Consider the following 18329-nt stretch of genomic DNA (forward strand, 5'->3'; position numbering starts at 1 on the left):
AATGAGTGCGTCTGACCAATTCGGCAAGGGCAACCGGGATGTGTTGCCAACCGCCGGCGATATGGACGCGTTGATCCGCGCCGAACACCCCGATCCGTTCTCCATACTCGGCCCCCACAGCGACGGCAAGAATGGCCAGGTGATCCGTGCCTACCTGCCACAGGCCCTGGGGGTGCGCGTGCTGTCCCGCGACGGGGAACGCGATCTGGGCGAGCTGACGATGAGTGACAAGCCCGGCTTTTTCGCCGGGCACTTCGAGACTCGCGAGCCTTATCTGTTGAAGATCAACTGGGCCACGGGCGAGCAGATCACCGAGGACCCTTACAGCTTCGGCCAGTTGCTGGGAGAGATGGACCTCTACCTGTTCGCCGAGGGCAATCACCGCGACCTGAGTAGCGCCTTGGGGGCACAGGTCAAGAACGTCGATGGCGTCGATGGCGTGCGCTTCTCGGTCTGGGCGCCGAACGCCCGCCGGGTGTCGGTGGTGGGGGATTTCAACAGCTGGGACGGGCGCAGGCATCCGATGCGTGCGCGACACCCAAGCGGCGTCTGGGAAGTCTTCATTCCTCGCATCGGGCCGGGCGAGGCCTACAAGTACGAGATTCTGGGGCAGCACGGCGTCCTGCCGCTCAAGGCCGACCCGATGGCCCTGGCCACCAAGCTGCCGCCTGACACCGCTTCCAAGGTGGCCGCGCCGCTGAGCTTCGACTGGCAGGATCATGACTGGATGCAGTCCCGTGGCGACAAGCAGGATGTGCACCAGCCGCTGTCGATCTATGAGTTGCACGCAGGCTCATGGCGTTGGCACCACGGCGGCGAAGACGAGCCGGATCGCCCGTTCAACTGGCGCGAACTGGCTGACCAGTTGATTCCTTATGTAAAGGACCTGGGCTTCACCCACATCGAGCTGATGCCGATCATGGAACACCCGTTCGGCGGTTCCTGGGGCTATCAGTTGCTCTCGCAATTCGCCCCGAGCGCGCGCTACGGCTCGCCTGAGGACTTCGCGGCCTTCGTCAATGCCTGTCACCAGAACGACATCGGCGTGATCCTCGACTGGGTGCCGGCGCATTTCCCTACCGACACCCACGGCCTCGCGCAATTCGACGGTACCGCACTGTACGAGTACGGCAACCCGCAGGAGGGCTTCCACCAGGACTGGGACACGCTGATCTACAACCTGGGCCGCACCGAGGTGCATGGCTTCATGATCGCCTCGGGCCTGCACTGGCTCAAGCATTTCCATGTCGATGGCCTGCGGGTGGATGCCGTGGCGTCGATGCTGTACCGCGACTATTCGCGCAAGGCCGGGGAGTGGGTGCCGAACCGCTACGGTGGCCGCGAGAACCTGGAAGCGATCGATTTCCTGCGTCACCTCAACGACGTGGTAGCACTGGAGGCCCCGGGTGCGCTGGTGATTGCCGAGGAATCCACGGCCTGGCCGGGTGTCAGCCAGCCGACCCAACAGGGCGGCCTGGGGTTCGCCTATAAATGGAACATGGGCTGGATGCACGACACGCTCAAGTACATCGAGCAGGACCCGATCCATCGCCAGCATCACCATGACCGGCTGAGCTTCGGGCTGGTGTATGCGTGGTCCGAGCGGTTCATCCTGCCGATTTCCCACGATGAGGTGGTGCACGGCAAGCATTCGCTGATCGACAAGATGCCCGGTGACCGCTGGCAGAAATTCGCCAACCTGCGGGCTTATCTAACGTTCATGTGGACCCACCCGGGCAAGAAACTGTTGTTCATGGGTTGCGAGTTCGGGCAATGGCGCGAGTGGAACCATGACACCGAGCTGGACTGGCATTTCCTCAACTACGCCGAGCACAAGGGTGTGCACACGCTGGTGGGGGACTTGAACCGGTTGTATCGCTCGGAGAAAGCCCTGTACGAGCAGGATTGCCAGCCGCAGGGCTTCCAGTGGGTGATTGGCGACGACGCTGGCAACAGCGTGTATGCCTACTTGCGCTGGAGTCGCGAGGGCGAACCGCTGTTGGTGGTGGCGAACCTGACCCCGGTGCCGCGTCATGGCTATCGGGTGGGCGTGCCGTTCAGTGGCAAATGGGCGGAATTGCTCAACACCGACGCTGGCGTGTATGCCGGGTCCAACGTCGGCAACGGCGGGGCGGTGACGGCCGACGAGATCAAGAGCCACGGGCAGGCGGTTTCGTTGGCGTTGAATCTGCCGCCATTGGCCGTGGTGGTGTTCAAACCGGTCCGCGAGGAATAACCCCGCCCGGTAATGATCGTTCCCACGCTCCCGCGTGGGAACGCCTCACTTGTAGGAGCGCGCTTGCCCGCGATGGCGTCAGGTCAGGCACCTCGATGTCGACTGACACACCGCTGTCGCGGGCAAGCGCGCTCCTACAGGGCTTCCACCCCTCGCCAACCGTCCATTTTCATGATCCCGCGCACAATCTGAACTACGCTGAAACGGTCGATGCTGCGCTGTCGACACCGTGATCGAACACTCTCCCGGCCATGTACCGGGATCATTCCCTGATGAGGAGTGCACGATGGACCTCAACCGTCGGCAGTTCTTCAAGGTCGCTGCAATCGGCCTTGGAGGCTCGAGCCTGGCGGCGTTGGGCATGGCGCCCGCGCCCGCTTTCGCCGAGCAGATACGCCACTTCAAGCTCGCCCACACCCATGAAACCCGCAACACCTGCCCGTACTGCTCGGTCGGCTGCGGACTCATCATGTACAGCCAGGGCGATGCGGCCAAGAATGTGGCGCAAAACATCATCCATATCGAAGGCGATGCCGACCACCCGGTCAATCGCGGCACCCTGTGCCCCAAAGGCGCGGGCCTTCTGGACTTCATTCACAGCCCCAGCCGCCTCAAGTACCCGCAGGTGCGCAAGCCAGGCAGCAAGGAATGGACGCGCATTTCCTGGGATGAAGCCCTGGACCGCGTGGCCGAGCTGATGAAGGAAGACCGCGACACCAACTTCATCGAGAAGAACGCCAAGGGCGAAACCGTCAACCGCTGGCTCACCACGGGCTTTCTCGCGGCATCGGCGGCTTCCAACGAAGCAGGCTACATGACCCACAAGGTCATTCGCGCAACCGGCATGCTGGGGTTCGATAATCAGGCACGTGTCTGACATGGCCCGACGGTGGCAAGTCTTGCCCCGACGTATGGCCGTGGAGCCATGACCAATACCTGGACCGATATCGCCAACGCGAACCTGATTCTGGTAATGGGCGGCAACTCCGCAGAAGCGCACCCGTGCGGCTTCAAATGGGTGACCGAAGCCAAGGCGCACAACCAGGCGCGGCTGATCGTGGTCGACCCGCGTTTCACCCGTACCGCTTCCGTGGCCGACTATTACGCGCCGATTCGCACCGGCAGCGACATCGCGTTCATGGGCGGGCTGATCAATTACCTGCTGACCCAGGACAAGATCCAGCACGAATACGTGCGCAACTACACCGACGTCTCGTTCATCGTCAAAGCCGGTTATGGCTTTGAAGACGGCATCTTCAGCGGCTATGACGCGACCAAACGGGTCTACACGGACAAGTCCGGCTGGGGCTACGAGCTGGGCGAGGACGGCTTCGCCAAGGTCGACCCGACCCTGCAGGATCCGCGCTGCGTCTATCAGTTGATGAAGCAGCATTACAGCCGCTACACCGCCGACATCGCCAGTCTGACCTGCGGCATGCCCCAGGATCAGATGATGAAGATCTGGGAGGAAATCGCCACCTGCTCGGTCCCCGGCAAGACCATGACCATCCTCTACGCCCTGGGCTGGACGCAGCACTCCATCGGCGCGCAGATCATCCGCAGTGCGGCCATGGTGCAGCTGTTGCTGGGCAATATCGGCATGCCTGGCGGGGGGATGAACGCACTGCGTGGTCACTCCAATATTCAGGGCCTGACCGACCTGGGGCTGCTCTCCAACTCGTTGCCGGGTTACCTGACCCTGGCCAGCGACGGCGAGCAAAACTACAACGACTACATCACCAAGCGCACGCAGAAACCGCTGCGGCCGGGGCAACTGTCCTACTATCAGAACTACAGCAAGTTCCACGTCAGCCTGATGAAATCCTGGTACGGCGCCAACGCCACGGCCGAGAACAACTGGGGCTATGACTGGCTGCCCAAGCTGGACATTCCCGGCTACGACGTCCTGAAGATGTTCGACATGATGGGCAGCGGCAAGGTCAACGGCTACCTGTGCCAGGGCTTCAACCCGATTGCCGCGCTGCCGGACAAGAACCGCGTGATGAAGGCCCTGGCCAAGCTCAAGTGGCTGGTGGTGATGGACCCGCTGGCCACCGAGACCTCCGAGTTCTGGCACAACGTGGGGCCGTACAACGACGTGCAGAGCGAAAACATCCAGACCGAAGTGATTCGCCTGCCCACCACCTGTTTTGCCGAAGAGGACGGCTCGCTGGTCAACAGCAGCCGCTGGTTGCAATGGCACTTCAAGGGTGCCGAGGGCCCCGGCGAGGCGATCACCGACGTGCGCATCATGAGCGAGCTGTTCCTGCGCCTGCGCAAGCTGTATCTGGAGAAGGGCGGGGCCTACGCCGAACCTTTGCTCAAACTCAGTTGGCCGTACAAGATCCCCGAGGAGCCTTCGCCGGAAGAGATCGCCAAGGAGATCAACGGCGCGGCCACCACCGACTTTACCGACGCCTCAGGCGCGGCGGTCAAGGGCGGGGCGCAGTTGACGGCCTTTGCGCAGCTCAAAGATGACGGCAGCACGGCATCGGGTTGCTGGATCTTCTGCGGCAGCTGGACCGAGGCCGGCAACCAGATGGCCCGGCGCGACAACAGCGACCCGTTCGGCATGCATCAGCATCAGGGCTGGGCCTGGGCGTGGCCGAACAACCGGCGCATTCTCTATAACCGCGCGTCGGCCGACGTGCAGGGCAAACCCTGGGATCCGAAGAAACGCCTGATCTGGTGGAACGGCAAGGTCTGGACCGGCACCGACGTGCCAGACTTCGTACCCACGTCCGCGCCTGAGGCGGGGATGAACCCGTTCATCATGAACCCCGAGGGCGTGGCGCGGTTCTTCGCCGTGGACAAGATGAACGAGGGGCCGTTTCCCGAGCACTACGAACCCTTCGAGACGCCCATCGGCATCAACCCGCTGCATCCGAACAACAAGCAGGCCACCAGCAACCCGGCCGGGCGCGTGTTCGATTCGGTGTGGGACACGTTGGGCGTGGCCAAGGACTTCCCCTACGCGGGCACCAGCTACCGGCTGACCGAGCACTTCCACTACTGGAGCAAGCATTGCACCCTCAATGCGATTGCCCAGCCGGAGCAGTTCGTCGAGATCGGCGAGGCGCTGGCCAAGGAGAAGGGCATCGTGGCGGGGGATCGGGTGCGGGTCAGCAGCAAGCGCGGCTTCATCGAGGCCGTGGCGGTGGTGACCAAGCGCATTCGCCCCTTGCAGGTGAACAATCAGGTGGTGCATCAGATCGGTATCCCGATCCACTGGGGCTTCACCGGCACCACGCGCAATGGCTACCTGGCCAATACCCTGGTGCCGTTTCTGGGTGACGGTAATTCCCAGACCCCGGAATCCAAGTCGTTTTTGGTCAACCTGGAGAAAATCTGATGGCCATTCAGGATGTGATTGCCCGTTCGGCCACCACCACGGTGCCGTCCTCGGTGCGCCAGCTTGAGGAAGTCGCCAAGCTGATCGACACCACCAAGTGCATCGGTTGCAAGGCCTGCCAGGTCGCGTGCTCGGAATGGAACGAGTTGCGCGACGAGGTCGGCCACAACCACGGCACCTACGACAACCCGCAGGACCTGAGCGCCCAGACCTGGACCCTGATGCGCTTCACCGAACACGAAACTGCGGATAACAATCTGGAGTGGCTGATCCGCAAGGACGGCTGCATGCACTGCGCCGACCCAGGCTGCCTCAAGGCCTGCCCCAGCCCCGGCGCGATCATCAAGCACGCCAACGGCATCGTCGATTTCAACCAGGACCACTGCATCGGCTGCGGCTACTGCATCACCGGTTGCCCGTTCAACATTCCGCGAATCTCGCAGAAAGACCACAAGGCGTACAAATGTACTCTTTGCTCGGATCGGGTCTCGGTGGGGCTGGAACCGGCCTGTGTGAAAACCTGTCCGACCGGCGCCATCGTCTTTGGCACCAAGGCCGACATGAAGACCCACGCCGCCGAGCGGGTGGTGGACCTCAAGTCTCGTGGCTTCGAGAACGCAGGCCTGTATGACCCGGCAGGTGTTGGCGGCACCCATGTGATGTACGTGTTGCACCACGCTGACGATCCCAGGCTCTACGCCGGGCTGCCGCTCAATCCGGAAATCAGCCCGTTGGTGGGCTTGTGGAAAGGCGTGACCAAGCCGCTGGGCCTGCTGGCCATGGGGCTGGCGGTGCTGGCCGGGTTCTTCCACTACGTGCGCATCGGCCCGCAGCGGGAGGAAGACCCGCACAGCGAGCACGGCAAGGACCCGGACGTTCACGAGGTCGATCCGGCGGTGCACGTCTACGATCCACGCAGCGGACAGCCAAACCAACCGGGACCTGATGGGGAGCGCCGGCCATGAACGAGAACCGCGAACCGGGCAAGACCATCCTGCGCTACAACGCCAACGAACGGACCAACCACTGGATCGTCGCCATCCTGTTTTTCATGGCCGGGCTGTCGGGCCTCGCGCTGTTTCACCCGGCGATGTTCTGGCTGACCAACCTGTTCGGCGGCGGGCCGTGGACACGCATCCTGCATCCGTTCATGGGCGTGGCGATGTTCGTGTTCTTCCTGGGGCTGGTGCTGCGTTTCTGGCGCGCCAACCTGTTCATCGCCAACGACCGGCTGTGGCTCAAGCGCATCGACCGGGTGATGAAAAACGAGGAAGAGGGCGTGCCCCCGGTGGGCAAGTACAACCCGGGGCAGAAACTGCTGTTCTGGACCTTGCTGCTGTGCATGCTCGGGCTGCTGGTCAGCGGCCTGGTGATCTGGCGGGCGTATTTCAGCGAGTACTTCGACATCACGGTGATTCGCCTGGGCGCCTTGATTCATGCGCTGGCCGGATTTGTGCTCATCACCAGCATTATCGTGCACATCTACGCCGGGATCTGGATCAAGGGCTCGGTGAGTGCCATGCTCCATGGTTGGGTCAGCCGTCGCTGGGCGAAGAAACACCATGAATTGTGGTATCGCCAAGTGGTCGATAAGGATCAGACACCCACCCGCGTGACAAAAAAAGGATGAGCCGTTGAGCCAGATTCTCGAACCCGGGCAAATCGAAGCGGCTGCCGGCTCGCCGCCATTCCTGCACCTGCCGCCGCCGGATCTGTTCGCCCTGCGTGCTGCCCGCCTGGAGCAGCTTGCCCAGGGCCACCCGCTGGCCGGTTACCTGCGGCTGATCGCAAGCCTGTGTCGGGTGCAGCAGAGGCTGCTCGACCAGCCTCCGGCGCAGTGGGCGATGGACGCCCAGAGCCTGGAGCTGTGCCGTCAGCGCGGTTTGCCACCCCTGGCCGCCGACAGCATGGTGCGTCAGGTGCAATGGCAGGTCTGGCTGGACGCGCTGCTCGAACGCTATCCGGCGTCGGACTCGACGCTGGTGGGCCAGGCCTTGGCCGGCCTGCGCGAGGCTGGCGAGGGGCAGCGCAGGGCCTGGGCCCTGATGTTGCTGGGCGGTCAGTTCTCAGGCCTGCCGCCGGCGCTGGTGCCGTTTCTTGGTGCAGCCTTGCAGGCGGCGTGGACTCATTGGCTGCTCATGCTGCCGACCCATGAACTGAAGGCCTGCGATGCCCTGAGCCTGTGCCCGGCCTGTGGCTCGCCGGCCATGGCCGGGGTGTTGCGTCATCGCGGCAAACACAATGGCCTGCGTTATCTGGCCTGTTCGCTGTGCGCCTGCGAGTGGCATGTGGTGCGGGTCAAGTGCGTGTATTGCGAGCAGAGCAAGGGCCTCAAATACATGAGCCTGGACAGCGATCGCGTGGCCGTGGACAAGGCGCCGTTGCGGGCCGAGGTCTGTCCCGGGTGCAACACCTACCTGAAGCAGATCTACCTTGAATGCGATGCCTGCGCCGAGCCGCTGTCAGCGGATCTCGCCAGCCTGGCGCTGGACATGCGCCTGGACCTGGAAGGCATCGCCCGCATGGCGCCGAACCTGATGCTGGCGCCGGGAGGGGAGTGAAATAGGCGGCTAGACTCATGCCATGCCGTTCTCCCGTAGCAGTTCGGCTTGCCGGCGGTGGCGATTTTCAGGACGCTCCCGCCGGCAAGCCGAACTGCTACGACGCAGATCCGTAGGAGCCTTGAATGTCGCAAACCTTCGCCTCGGTCCCGCCGCGCTTGCCTTCCATCGACAGCCTGTTGCGTCACCCCGCCTGCCATCCGCTGATCGAACGCTATGGCCGTGACGCGCTGCTGGCCACCTTGCGCCAGCTGCTGGACGACCTTCGCGAGTCGATCCGCCTGGGCCAGCTCAGCGCCAGCGAACTGGGCAGTGAGGTGCTGGCGGGCAGGGCGGCCGAGCGTCTTGCCGCAGCCCATCAAAGCCGGGTGCGGCGGGTGTTCAACCTCACCGGCACCGTGCTGCATACCAATCTGGGCCGGGCGCTGCTGCCGGAAGAAGCCATAGAAGCGATCCAGATCGCCGCCCGCTATCCCTTGAACCTGGAGTTCGACCTGGCCAGCGGCAAGCGCGGTGACCGCGACGATCTTATCGAAGGCCTGATCCGCGAGCTGACCGGCGCCGAAGCCGTCACCGTGGTCAACAATAACGCCGCTGCGGTGTTGCTGGCCCTGAACAGCCTTGGGGCGCGCAAGGAGGGGATCATCTCCCGGGGCGAACTGATCGAGATCGGCGGCGCCTTTCGCATTCCCGACATCATGGCCCGCGCCGGCGTCAGACTGCATGAGATCGGCACCACCAATCGCACCCACGCCAAGGACTATCAAGAGGCGATCAACCCGCGCACCGGCCTGCTGATGCGCGTGCACACCAGCAACTACAGCATCCAGGGCTTCACCACCAGCGTATCGACCGCCGAGATCGCCGCAATCGCCCATCAACACGACCTGCCGCTGCTGGAAGACCTGGGCAGCGGCAGCCTGCTGGACCTGACGCGCTGGGGCCTGCCCGCCGAACCCACGGTGCACCAGGCGCTGCTCGACGGCGCGGACATCGTCACCTTCAGCGGCGACAAACTGCTGGGTGGCCCGCAAGCCGGGTTGATTGTCGGCAGCAAGGCGCTGATCGCCAGGATCAAGAAAAACCCGCTCAAGCGTGCCCTGCGCGTGGACAAACTCACGCTTGCCGCGCTGGAAGCCGTGCTGAGTCTGTACCGCGACCCGGACCGCCTCGCCGCGCGCCTGCCCAGCCTGCGCCTGCTGACCCGCCCGCAGCACGAAATCCTCGCCCAGGCCGAGCGCTTGAGGCCTCTGCTGGCCCGGGTGCTGGGCGAGGGCTGGGGCGTTGCGGTGCAGCCGAGCCTGGGCATGATCGGCAGCGGCAGCCAGCCTGTGGCGCGGCTTCCCAGTGCGTCGCTGTGTTTACGACCGATCGTCTCAAAAAAGCTGCGAGGGCGGCAGTTGCATGGGCTGGAGGCGGGTTTGCGCAAGCTGCCGATCCCGGTGCTGGGGCGTATCGATGATGACGCCCTGTGGCTGGATCTGCGCCAGCTGGATGACGAAGCGGGCTGGATCGCCCAGTTGAATCAGCTGCAATGGGAGGGCGAGGCAGGGTGATTGTCGGCACGGCGGGGCATATCGACCACGGCAAGACGGCGTTGCTTGAGGCGTTGACCGGGCAGGCCGGTGATCGTCGCCGTGAGGAACGCGAGCGCGGCATCACCATCGATCTGGGTTACCTCTACGCGCCGCTCAAGCCTGGGGCGCCGCTGACCGGTTTCATCGATGTGCCGGGCCATGAGCGGTTCATTCACAACATGCTCGCTGGCGCCCAGGGCATCGATCTGGTGCTGCTGGTGGTGGCCGCAGACGACGGCGTGATGCCCCAGACCCGCGAGCACCTGGCGATAGTCGAGTTGCTGGGCATCCCCGAGCTGTTGGTGGTCATCAGCAAATGCGACCGCGCTGAGGCTGCGCGGGTGCAGCAGGTGAGCACGCAAATCAGGCAGTTGCTGGCGCCCGGGCCTTACGCCGATGCCTTGCAGTTCGAGGTGTCCAGCCACAGCGGCGATGGTGTGGAAACCTTGCGCCAGGCGCTGCTGCTGGCGCAGGAGGACGTGGCTGAGCGCAGTGATCGGGGCGGGTTTCGTCTGGATATCGACCGGGCGTTCACGGTGGCAGGGGCGGGGATTGTCGTCACCGGCACCGCGCTGGCCGGGCAGGTGACGGTGGGTGACACCCTGGCACTGGGTCAGGCCGGCAGACAGGTGCGAGTGCGCGGGCTGCATGCGCAGAACCAGAGCGCCGCCCAGGCCTGGATCGGCCAGCGGGTGGCGCTGAACCTGAGTGCGGAGAAGCTCAGCCTCGAGCAGATTCACCGGGGCGACTGGCTGTTGGCGCCGTGGCTGTTCGCGCCCACCCAGCGCATGGACATCGACCTGCAATTGCTCGCCAGCGAAACCCGCGCCTTCGAGCATTTCAGTCCGGTCCACGTGCATGTCGGCACTCAGGACGTCACCGCCCGGGTTGCGCTGTTGGAAGGCAGCACGCTGCAACCCGGCCAGCGCATGTTCGCGCAACTCTTGCTCAATGCCCCGGTGCACGGAGTGCATGGCGACCGTCTGGTATTGCGTGACCAGAGTGCCCAGCGCACGCTGGGTGGCGGGCGGCTGCTGGATCCGTTCGCACCCTCGCGCCAGCGTCGAAGCGAAGCCCGGCTTGAACAGTTGCGGATTCTGGCCAGCGCTGACAGCCTGGAACAGGTGTTGCCTGCGCTGATCGTCAGCAGCGAAACCGGGTTGGACCCGCAAAGACTGGAGCGCCAGTTCAATCGTCTGCGGGCCACCTGGCGTTTGCCCGCCGACATCCGCATCATCGCCACGCGCCAGGGCCAATTGCTGTTCAGTGACGCGCGATGGCAGGCCCTGCGCGACGAATTGCTGGCCCATCTGGGGCGCTTTCATCAGCAGGAGCCTGACCAGTTGGGTCCTGATCGCGACCGCTTGCGCCGGTTTGCCGCGATGACGCTGGATCGGCCTGCGTTCATTGCGCTGGTCGATGAGTTGCTGAGCTCGGGCCGGATCTGTAGCAGCGGGCCCTGGCTGCATCTGCCGGATCACCAGGTCAAACTCAGCGAGCAGGACGATGCACTCTGGCAGCGCATCGAGCCGTTGCTGGCGAACGCCGGGTTCGACCCGCCCTGGGTGCGCGATCTGGCCGCCGCCACCGGCCATCCCGAGGCCGAAGTGCGTTTGCTGCTGCGCAAGCTGGCGCGCATAGGCCAGGTACACCAGGTGGTGCGCGATCTGTTCTATCTTGAGTCCGTGACCGCACAAATGGTGGCTATGCTTGTGCAGCTGTCGGCGGTTGACCCGGTGATTCAGGCTGCGGTGTTTCGCGACGGGCTGGGCATCGGCCGCAAGCGCAGCATCCAGATTCTCGAGTTTTTCGACCGCATCGGTTTCACACGGCGTATCGGCGATCAACGCCGGATTCGCCCGGACAATGCCTTGGCACAGGGGGCGTCGGGCGCGGTCTGATCGATCATGGAAGGCAATCGCGCCCGGTGGCGCGGCCGGGCTTCAAACCCGGTTGGGGACGGCAGCCGTTCCCGGGCAGGTTCGACTCCCGCTGCCTTCCGCCATTTCTTCATCACACAGCGCCCGTAGCAGTCCGGCTTGCCGGCGTCGGCGATCTTGAGGAAGCCCCCGCCGGCAAGCCGTGCTGCTACGGGGTATGGGTTGTCCTCAGGTGGCGGGCGCGCACCGATCCCGTAGGAGCGCGCTTGCCCGCGAATGCGCCGGGTCAGGTACCTCCATGTCCACTGGCACATCGCCGTCGCGGGCAAGCGCGCTCCTACAGGCATCGGCCATCCACCGGACGAACGTCACCCCCCGACACTGAACCTGACACCATTTGAACTGTCAGTAGACCACTGTGCGCGCAGCGCCGCCCGGTTTTTGTCCATTGCACGGGGCCCGACCATCCGGCCTTTCTTTTTTATTTTTTGTTGAAGATCATCCATGTCTCTATCTCCTGATCGCGCCTCCACCCCTCACGTTTCCCCGCAGCCGGGCGCTCGTCGCCGCGTGCTCGGCATTGGCCTGGTGAGCACGCTGCTGTCCCTGGGCCTGGCGGGCCAGGCGCTGGCGGAAGGCAAGGATCGCTGGGTGGCCGACACCTTGAGCACCTACGTGCGCAGCGGCCCCACCGATGGCTATCGCATCGTCGGCACACTCAAGTCCGGGCAGAAGGTCGAGCTGTTGACCACCCAGGGCGACTACAGCCAGGTCAAGGGCACTTCCGGTGACACCGTGTGGATTCCGTCCTCCGAACTGCAGGAAGTGCCTGGTCCTGCCGAGCGTGTGCCGCAACTGACCCAGCAGGTCGCCGACCTCAGCGCACAACTGAAAACCATCGACGACGACTGGAAAACCAAGGTCCAGGGCATGCAGGAAACCCTCGACTCGCGCAAGAAACTGGTGGATGAGCTGGAATCGCGCACCAAGGACCTCAACGCCCAGTTGACCGACGCCCAGTCAGAATTGCGCTCAACCCAGGCCAAGTTGGGTGACGAGAACAATCAGGTGCTGATGCGCTACATGGTCTACGGCGGCAGCATTGCCGGCGCGGGGCTGCTGCTGGGGTTGATCCTGCCTTCGCTGACCCGTGGTCGCAAGCGCAACGATCGCTGGTTCTAAGACGTAGTCGTACTTCTTTGAGATCGCCCCGCCGGCAAGCCGTGCTGCTACGGACCGCACAGACAACAAAATCCCCGTAGCAGCCGGGCTTGCCCGCGGGGACGTCAATGAAATCGCCCGCACCCGCAAGCCGTGCTGCGATGAAATATTCTGTCAAACTCTCTTTCAGCCGCTACTTTTACAGGGCCTCAATCGAACATTGATGTTCCTATCAAAAAGAAGAAGAGAGTTGCCCCATGAAGTACGAACCCTTGGCCAAGTCGCTCGTCGCGACGGCACTGACCCTGGCTGTCTCCTGTTCCTACGCTGCCTCCGTGGCGCCGGTTGCCGCTGAAAACGGCATGGTGGTCACCGTTCAACACCTGGCGACACACGTGGGTGTAGACGTTCTCAAATCCGGTGGCAACGCGGTGGACGCCGCCGTTGCCGTGGGCTACGCGCTGGCGGTGGTGTATCCCGCAGCGGGTAACCTGGGCGGTGGCGGTTTCATGACCGTGCAATTGGCCGATGGCCGCAAGACCTTCCTCGATTTCCGTGAAAAGGCGCCGCTGGCGGCGACCGCGAACATGTACCTGGACAAGGACGGCAACGTGGTGCCGGACCTCAGCTCCAAGGGCCACCTGGCGGTAGGGGTGCCGGGCACGGTGTCTGGCATGGAGCTGGCGCTGAGCAAATACGGCACCAAAAAGCGCGCCGAAGTCATCGCACCGGCGATCAAGCTGGCGGAAAACGGCTTCGCGCTGGAGCAGGGTGACGTCGATCTGCTGGACTACGCCACCAAGGAATTCCAGGCCGACAAGGACCTGTCCGGAATCTTCCTGAACAAGGGCCAGCCGCTGAAGGTCGGCGACAAGCTGGTGCAAAAGGATCTTGCCAAAACCCTGAAGGAAATCTCCGCCAAGGGCAGCGACGGTTTCTACAAGGGCTGGGTCGCCAAGGCCATCGTCGATTCCAGCAAGGCGGGCAAGGGCATCATCGTCCAGGCTGACCTCGACAAATACAAAACCCGTGAACTTGCGCCCATCGAGTGCGATTACCGTGGATATCACGTGGTTTCCGCACCACCACCCAGCTCTGGCGGCGTGGTGATCTGCGAGATCATGAACATCCTCGAAGGCTACCCGATGAAGGATCTGGGCTATCACTCAGCCCAGGGCATGCATTACCAGATCGAGGCCATGCGCCACGCTTACGTGGACCGCAACAGCTACCTGGGCGACCCGGATTTCGTGAAGAACCCCATCGCCCACCTGCTGGATCGCGACTACGCCGCCAAGCTGCGTGCCGCCATCGAACCGCAGAAAGCCGGTGATTCCCAGGCCATCAAACCGGGCGTTGCACCCCACGAAGGCAACAACACCACCCATTACTCCATCGTCGACAAATGGGGCAACGCGGTCTCGGTCACCTATACCCTCAACGACTGGTTCGGTGCGGGCGTGATGGCGAGCAAGACCGGGGTGATCCTCAACGACGAAATGGATGACTTCACCTCCAAGGTCGGCGTCCCGAACATGTACGGCCTGATCCAGGGCGAAGCCAACGCCATCGCACCGGGCAAGGCGCCGCTGTCGTCGATGAGCCCGACCATCGTCACCAAGGACGGCAAGACCGTGATGGTGGTGGGTACGCCGGGCGGTAGCCGGATCATCACCGCGACCTTGCTGACCATGCTCAACGTTATCGACTACGGCATGAACATCCAGGAAGCGGTGGATGCACCGCGTTTCCACCAGCAGTGGATGCCGGAAACCACCAACCTCGAAAACTTCGCGGTCAGCCCTGACACGCAGAAGATTCTCGAAAGCTGGGGCCACAAGTTCGCCGAGCCGCAGGACGCCAACCACCTGGCCGCCATTCTGGTCGGCGCGCCGTCATTGGGTGGCAAACCGGTGGGCAACAACCGTTTCTACGGGGCCAACGACCCGCGTCGTAATACCGGGCTTTCGTTGGGGTATTGAGGCATAACCGTAGCATTTTGGCTTGCCGGCGGGGGCGTCCCTGAAATCGCTCCCGCCGGCAAGCCGTGCTGCTACGGACCGTGGGATGGCTGCCGGGATCGGATCTGTGGGAGCGGGCTAGCCCGCGAAGGCGTCAGGGATGACGCTTCGATGTAGCTTGATACACCGCATTCGCGGGCAAGCCCGCTCCCACAGGTTATTGATACACCCCGTCCTTTGTGAATACCCCGATCCCGTAGCAGTGGGAAGTCTGCATTTGAAATGTTATGTTATAACTATCAAATGCGCTTCGAGACTTCATCCTTCCCATGAACAATCCGCTTCCCGACGTCGCTTCCTCCGAATTGTCCCAAGCCCTGCTGCCGCTCGATTGGGTCGGTATGCAGGGCATCGACATTCCCCTGACCCTCGACGAGCCCGGCGCCGCCGCTCCGGTTCATGCCCGTGCCGACCTGCATGTCGATCTGCCGGTACCGCAGATCAAGGGCATTCACATGTCGCGGCTGTACACGCTGCTCGACCGTTTCGCCGAACATCAGGCGGTCAGCCCGGCCAGCCTTGCCGCGCTGCTGGAATTGATGGTGGCCAGCCACGCCGATTGCCATAGCTCCCAGGCCCGGCTGCGCCTGACCTTCGATCTGCTGTGCAAACGCCCGGCGCTGGTTACTCAAGGCTTGAGCGGCTGGAAATCCTATCCGGTGGTGATCGATGCGCAATGGCAGCAGGGCCGTCTGCTGCTGGAGGCGGGCGTCGAGGTGACCTATTCATCGACTTGCCCGTGTTCGGCTGCGCTGTCCCGGCAACTGCTGGAACAGGCATTCATCCTGCATTTCGGCGCTGGTCCCGTGGACAGCGCGCAGGTGTCTGCGTGGTTGCGCCACAACGGTTCCCATGCCACGCCCCACAGCCAGCGCAGCGTGGCCCGGGTTCAGGTGCGGATCGACCAGGACGCCGATCACCTGGGCTTGCACAGCCTGATCGACCTGATCGAAGACGCCCTCGGCACACCGGTGCAGACGGCGGTCAAGCGCGCCGACGAACAGGCCTTCGCCCGGCTCAACGGGCAGAACCTGATGTACGTCGAGGATGCGGCGCGCAAGGTTCAGCAGGCGCTGGCCATGGGTTTTCCGGTAAGCAGCGTGTCGGTCAGGCACCTTGAAAGCCTGCACCCCCATGATGCCGTGGCCTGGTCATCCATCGGCCACGCGCCGACGTTCGGGGCTGTGAATGAGGGGCGCCGCCCATGAGTCGCTTCCAGCCCGTCTTGCCAGCGATCCACACCCGTTTGCAATCGATCGACGCGCTGCGCGGGCTCATCATCGTTTTTATGCTGCTGGATCACGTGCGCGAAACCTTCTTTCTGCACCGCCAGGTGTCCGACCCGATGGATGTCGCCAGCACCAGCCCGGAATTGTTCGTCAGCCGCACCCTGGCGCATTTCTGCGCGCCGCTGTTCGTGTTTCTGACTGGCCTTTCGGCGTTTCTCTACGGCGAGCGTCATCCGGGCCGGGGGCAGGTCAGCCGTTTCCTGTTCGTTCGCGGGCTGGTGTTGATTGCGCTGGAGGTGACGCTGGTCAACTTCGCCTGGACCTTTGAGTTCCCGCCCGCTGTGATCTACCTGCAAGTGATCTGGGCCATCGGCCTTAGCATGATCGCACTCGCGGCGCTGGTCGCCTTGCCGCGCCTGGCCCTGGCCGCCTTGGGCATCGCGATCATCGCCGGGCACAACATGCTGGATACGCTGCATTTCGGGGCCGACTCGCTGATACACATTCCCTGGGCCGTGTTGCATGACCGAGGCTGGATCGGGGTCGACGACAGCCTGCGTCTGCGCACCTCATATCCATTGTTGCCGTGGATCGGCGTCATCGCGGTGGGCTACGCCGCCGGGCCGTGGTTCGCCCGTAACGCAGATGCCATCAGGCGCCAGACCAATCTGGTCGCCTGGGGCGTTGGCCTGGTGGCGCTGTTCCTGGCCTTGCGCGGCATGAACGGTTACGGCGAGAAGCCATGGGTGCCTGGCGACACCACGACCCTGACGCTGATGAGCATTTTCAACATCACCAAGTACCCGCCATCGCTGCTGTTCCTGAGCCTTACGCTGGGCGTGGGCCTGCTGATGCTGGCGTGGCTGGAGCGCGCCGGGTCGTCGAAATGGCTCAAGCCTCTGGTAATTTTTGGCGCCGCGCCGATGTTTTTCTACCTGTTGCACCTGTACGTGCTCAAGGTGCTGTACCTGATCGCCGTTGCGCTGTGGGGGCAGAATCAGGGCCGTTACTTCGGCTTCGATTCGGTCGCGGCGGTGTGGCTGTGCGCTGCGGTGCTGATCGTGGCACTGTTCCCTGCCGTGCGCTGGTTCGCCGAGCTCAAGGCCCGGCGTCGCGACATCTCCTGGCTCAAGTATTTCTGACGAGCAGGCTGCGCTCCATCCGCGCCAGTGCTTCTTCGAGCATTGGCCGCGGGCAGCCAAAGTTCAGGCGCACGAACTGCCCGCAATCGTCGCCGAATTCCAGACCCGCGCTCATCGCCACCTTTGCCTGCTCAAGGAAAAACCGCTGTGGGTTCTCCAGACCAAGCCCCGAGCAATCCAGCCAGGCCAGGAAGGTACTTTGCGGCAGGTTCATGGCAATGCCGGGAAAACGGGTCTTGATGGCGTGGGCCAGATAGTCGCGGTTGTCCTGCAGGTAGGCCATGATCTGCGCAAGCCACGGGCCGCCTTCGCTGTAGGCCGCCTGGGTGGCTTCATAACCGAGCACGTTGACGCTGTCGACCAAGCCGCGCTGGCCGCGGTTGAAGCGCTTGCGCAGCTCGGGGTTCTGCACGATGGCGAAGGCGGTCTTCATCCCGGCGATGTTCCAGGCCTTGCTGGCGGACATCAGCGTGACCGTGCGCGCGGCGATCTCTGGGCTCAAGGATGCGATGGGGGTGTGCTTGCGCCCGTCGAACAGGATGTCGGCGTGAATCTCGTCGGAGATGATCAGCACATCACGGTCCACACAGGCCTGGCCGATGGCGCGCAACTCATCGCGCTCGAAGACCTTGCCCAGCGGGTTGTGCGGGTTGCTCAGCAGCAGGCAGCGGGCGTCGGACAGGGTGTTTTGCAGAGCGTTGATGTCGGTGTGGTAAATGCCATCTGCATCGGCGTGAAACGGCAGATCAATCCGCGCCAGGTCCCAATTGCCAGGGGCATCCAGCAGCGGCGAGTAGTTCGGCGTTTGTACCACGACGGCGCTGTCAGCCTGGACCAGCGCATTGAGCGCCATGTTCACCCCAGGCTCAACGCCTGGCAGGAACACCAGGTCTTCCGGTGCGATGTGCCAGCCATACTGATCGGCCAGGCGGGCCACCAGCGTCTGCCGCAGACGGTCCTGGGCCACCGAATAACCGAGCAGCGGGTGCTCCAGACGATTCTTCAGCGCCTGCATGATCGGCTCGGCCACCGCGAAGTCCATGTCGGCCACCCACATCGGCAACACGTCCTGCGGGTACTGGCTCCACTTCTTGCTGCCGGTGTTCAGGCGCTGATAAACGCTGTTCAGGTCCATGCTCATGACTGTCTCGGAAAAACGGATGCGCGATT

13 protein-coding genes and 1 tRNA gene are annotated in these 18329 nt (G+C 63.5%); 12 read left to right on the plus strand and 2 right to left on the minus strand.

Annotated elements, in window-relative coordinates; translation table 11 throughout:
• The first annotated feature begins 1 nt into the window (after nucleotide 1).
• The 8 genes from glgB (at nucleotide 2) to ACIPOO_RS10780 (ending at nucleotide 11731) form a co-directional block, all read left to right on the plus strand.
• On the plus strand, nucleotides 2–2236 hold the full coding sequence (gene glgB / locus ACIPOO_RS10745; protein ID WP_400606583.1) for a 1,4-alpha-glucan branching protein GlgB: 2235 nt from the start codon (nucleotides 2–4) through the stop codon (nucleotides 2234–2236).
• Between the two features lie 286 nt (nucleotides 2237–2522).
• Nucleotides 2523–5588: a formate dehydrogenase-N subunit alpha gene (gene fdnG, locus ACIPOO_RS10750; RefSeq protein WP_400606585.1), complete on the plus strand. Its 3066-nt coding sequence runs from the start codon at nucleotides 2523–2525 to the stop codon at nucleotides 5586–5588.
• On the plus strand, nucleotides 5588–6553 hold the full coding sequence (fdxH, locus tag ACIPOO_RS10755; protein ID WP_400606587.1) for a formate dehydrogenase subunit beta: 966 nt from the start codon (nucleotides 5588–5590) through the stop codon (nucleotides 6551–6553). The genes fdnG and fdxH overlap by 1 nt, the downstream gene beginning before the upstream one ends.
• Nucleotides 6550–7218, plus strand: coding sequence for a formate dehydrogenase subunit gamma (locus ACIPOO_RS10760; RefSeq protein ID WP_400606589.1), 669 nt, complete (start codon nucleotides 6550–6552; stop codon nucleotides 7216–7218). The genes fdxH and ACIPOO_RS10760 overlap by 4 nt, the downstream gene beginning before the upstream one ends.
• 4 nt (nucleotides 7219–7222) lie before the next feature.
• Complete coding sequence (fdhE, locus tag ACIPOO_RS10765) at nucleotides 7223–8149, plus strand: formate dehydrogenase accessory protein FdhE (protein WP_400606591.1); 927 nt, start codon at nucleotides 7223–7225, stop codon at nucleotides 8147–8149.
• Between the two features lie 125 nt (nucleotides 8150–8274).
• Complete coding sequence (gene selA / locus ACIPOO_RS10770) at nucleotides 8275–9705, plus strand: L-seryl-tRNA(Sec) selenium transferase (RefSeq protein ID WP_400606593.1); 1431 nt, start codon at nucleotides 8275–8277, stop codon at nucleotides 9703–9705.
• Nucleotides 9702–11627 (plus strand): selenocysteine-specific translation elongation factor, encoded by a 1926-nt coding sequence (gene selB / locus ACIPOO_RS10775; RefSeq protein WP_400606595.1) that lies wholly within the window; start codon nucleotides 9702–9704, stop codon nucleotides 11625–11627. The genes selA and selB overlap by 4 nt, the downstream gene beginning before the upstream one ends.
• Before the next feature lie 8 nt (nucleotides 11628–11635).
• Nucleotides 11636–11731, plus strand: a tRNA-Sec gene (locus ACIPOO_RS10780).
• Between the two features lie 243 nt (nucleotides 11732–11974).
• Here ACIPOO_RS10780 and ACIPOO_RS10785 read toward each other — a convergent pair.
• Entirely contained in the window at nucleotides 11975–12112 is a 138-nt protein-coding gene (locus tag ACIPOO_RS10785) for a hypothetical protein (protein WP_400606597.1), read from the minus strand.
• On the opposite strand from ACIPOO_RS10785, the gene ACIPOO_RS10790 reads away from it, so the two are divergent.
• The 4 genes from ACIPOO_RS10790 to ACIPOO_RS10805 all read left to right on the plus strand — a co-directional run bounded on the left by ACIPOO_RS10790 (nucleotide 12111) and on the right by ACIPOO_RS10805 (nucleotide 17159).
• Nucleotides 12111–12788 (plus strand): TIGR04211 family SH3 domain-containing protein, encoded by a 678-nt coding sequence (locus ACIPOO_RS10790; RefSeq protein ID WP_400606599.1) that lies wholly within the window; start codon nucleotides 12111–12113, stop codon nucleotides 12786–12788. The genes ACIPOO_RS10785 and ACIPOO_RS10790 overlap by 2 nt on opposite strands.
• Nucleotides 12789–13024: 236 nt before the next feature.
• Nucleotides 13025–14749: a gamma-glutamyltransferase gene (gene ggt, locus ACIPOO_RS10795; RefSeq protein ID WP_400606602.1), complete on the plus strand. Its 1725-nt coding sequence runs from the start codon at nucleotides 13025–13027 to the stop codon at nucleotides 14747–14749.
• A 308-nt stretch (nucleotides 14750–15057) separates the two neighbouring features.
• Complete coding sequence (gene folE2 / locus ACIPOO_RS10800; RefSeq protein WP_400606604.1) at nucleotides 15058–15996, plus strand: GTP cyclohydrolase FolE2; 939 nt, start codon at nucleotides 15058–15060, stop codon at nucleotides 15994–15996.
• Complete coding sequence (locus ACIPOO_RS10805) at nucleotides 15993–17159, plus strand: DUF1624 domain-containing protein (RefSeq protein WP_400606606.1); 1167 nt, start codon at nucleotides 15993–15995, stop codon at nucleotides 17157–17159. The genes folE2 and ACIPOO_RS10805 overlap by 4 nt, the downstream gene beginning before the upstream one ends.
• Here ACIPOO_RS10805 and ACIPOO_RS10810 read toward each other — a convergent pair.
• Nucleotides 17146–18300, minus strand: a complete 1155-nt coding sequence (locus ACIPOO_RS10810) for a MalY/PatB family protein (protein WP_400606608.1) — start codon at nucleotides 18298–18300, stop codon at nucleotides 17146–17148. The genes ACIPOO_RS10805 and ACIPOO_RS10810 overlap by 14 nt on opposite strands.
• Nucleotides 18301–18329 lie beyond the last annotated feature (29 nt).

The organism is Pseudomonas sp. NPDC090201 (assembly GCF_044746825.1).
GTDB lineage: Bacteria > Pseudomonadota > Gammaproteobacteria > Pseudomonadales > Pseudomonadaceae > Aquipseudomonas > Aquipseudomonas putida_AD.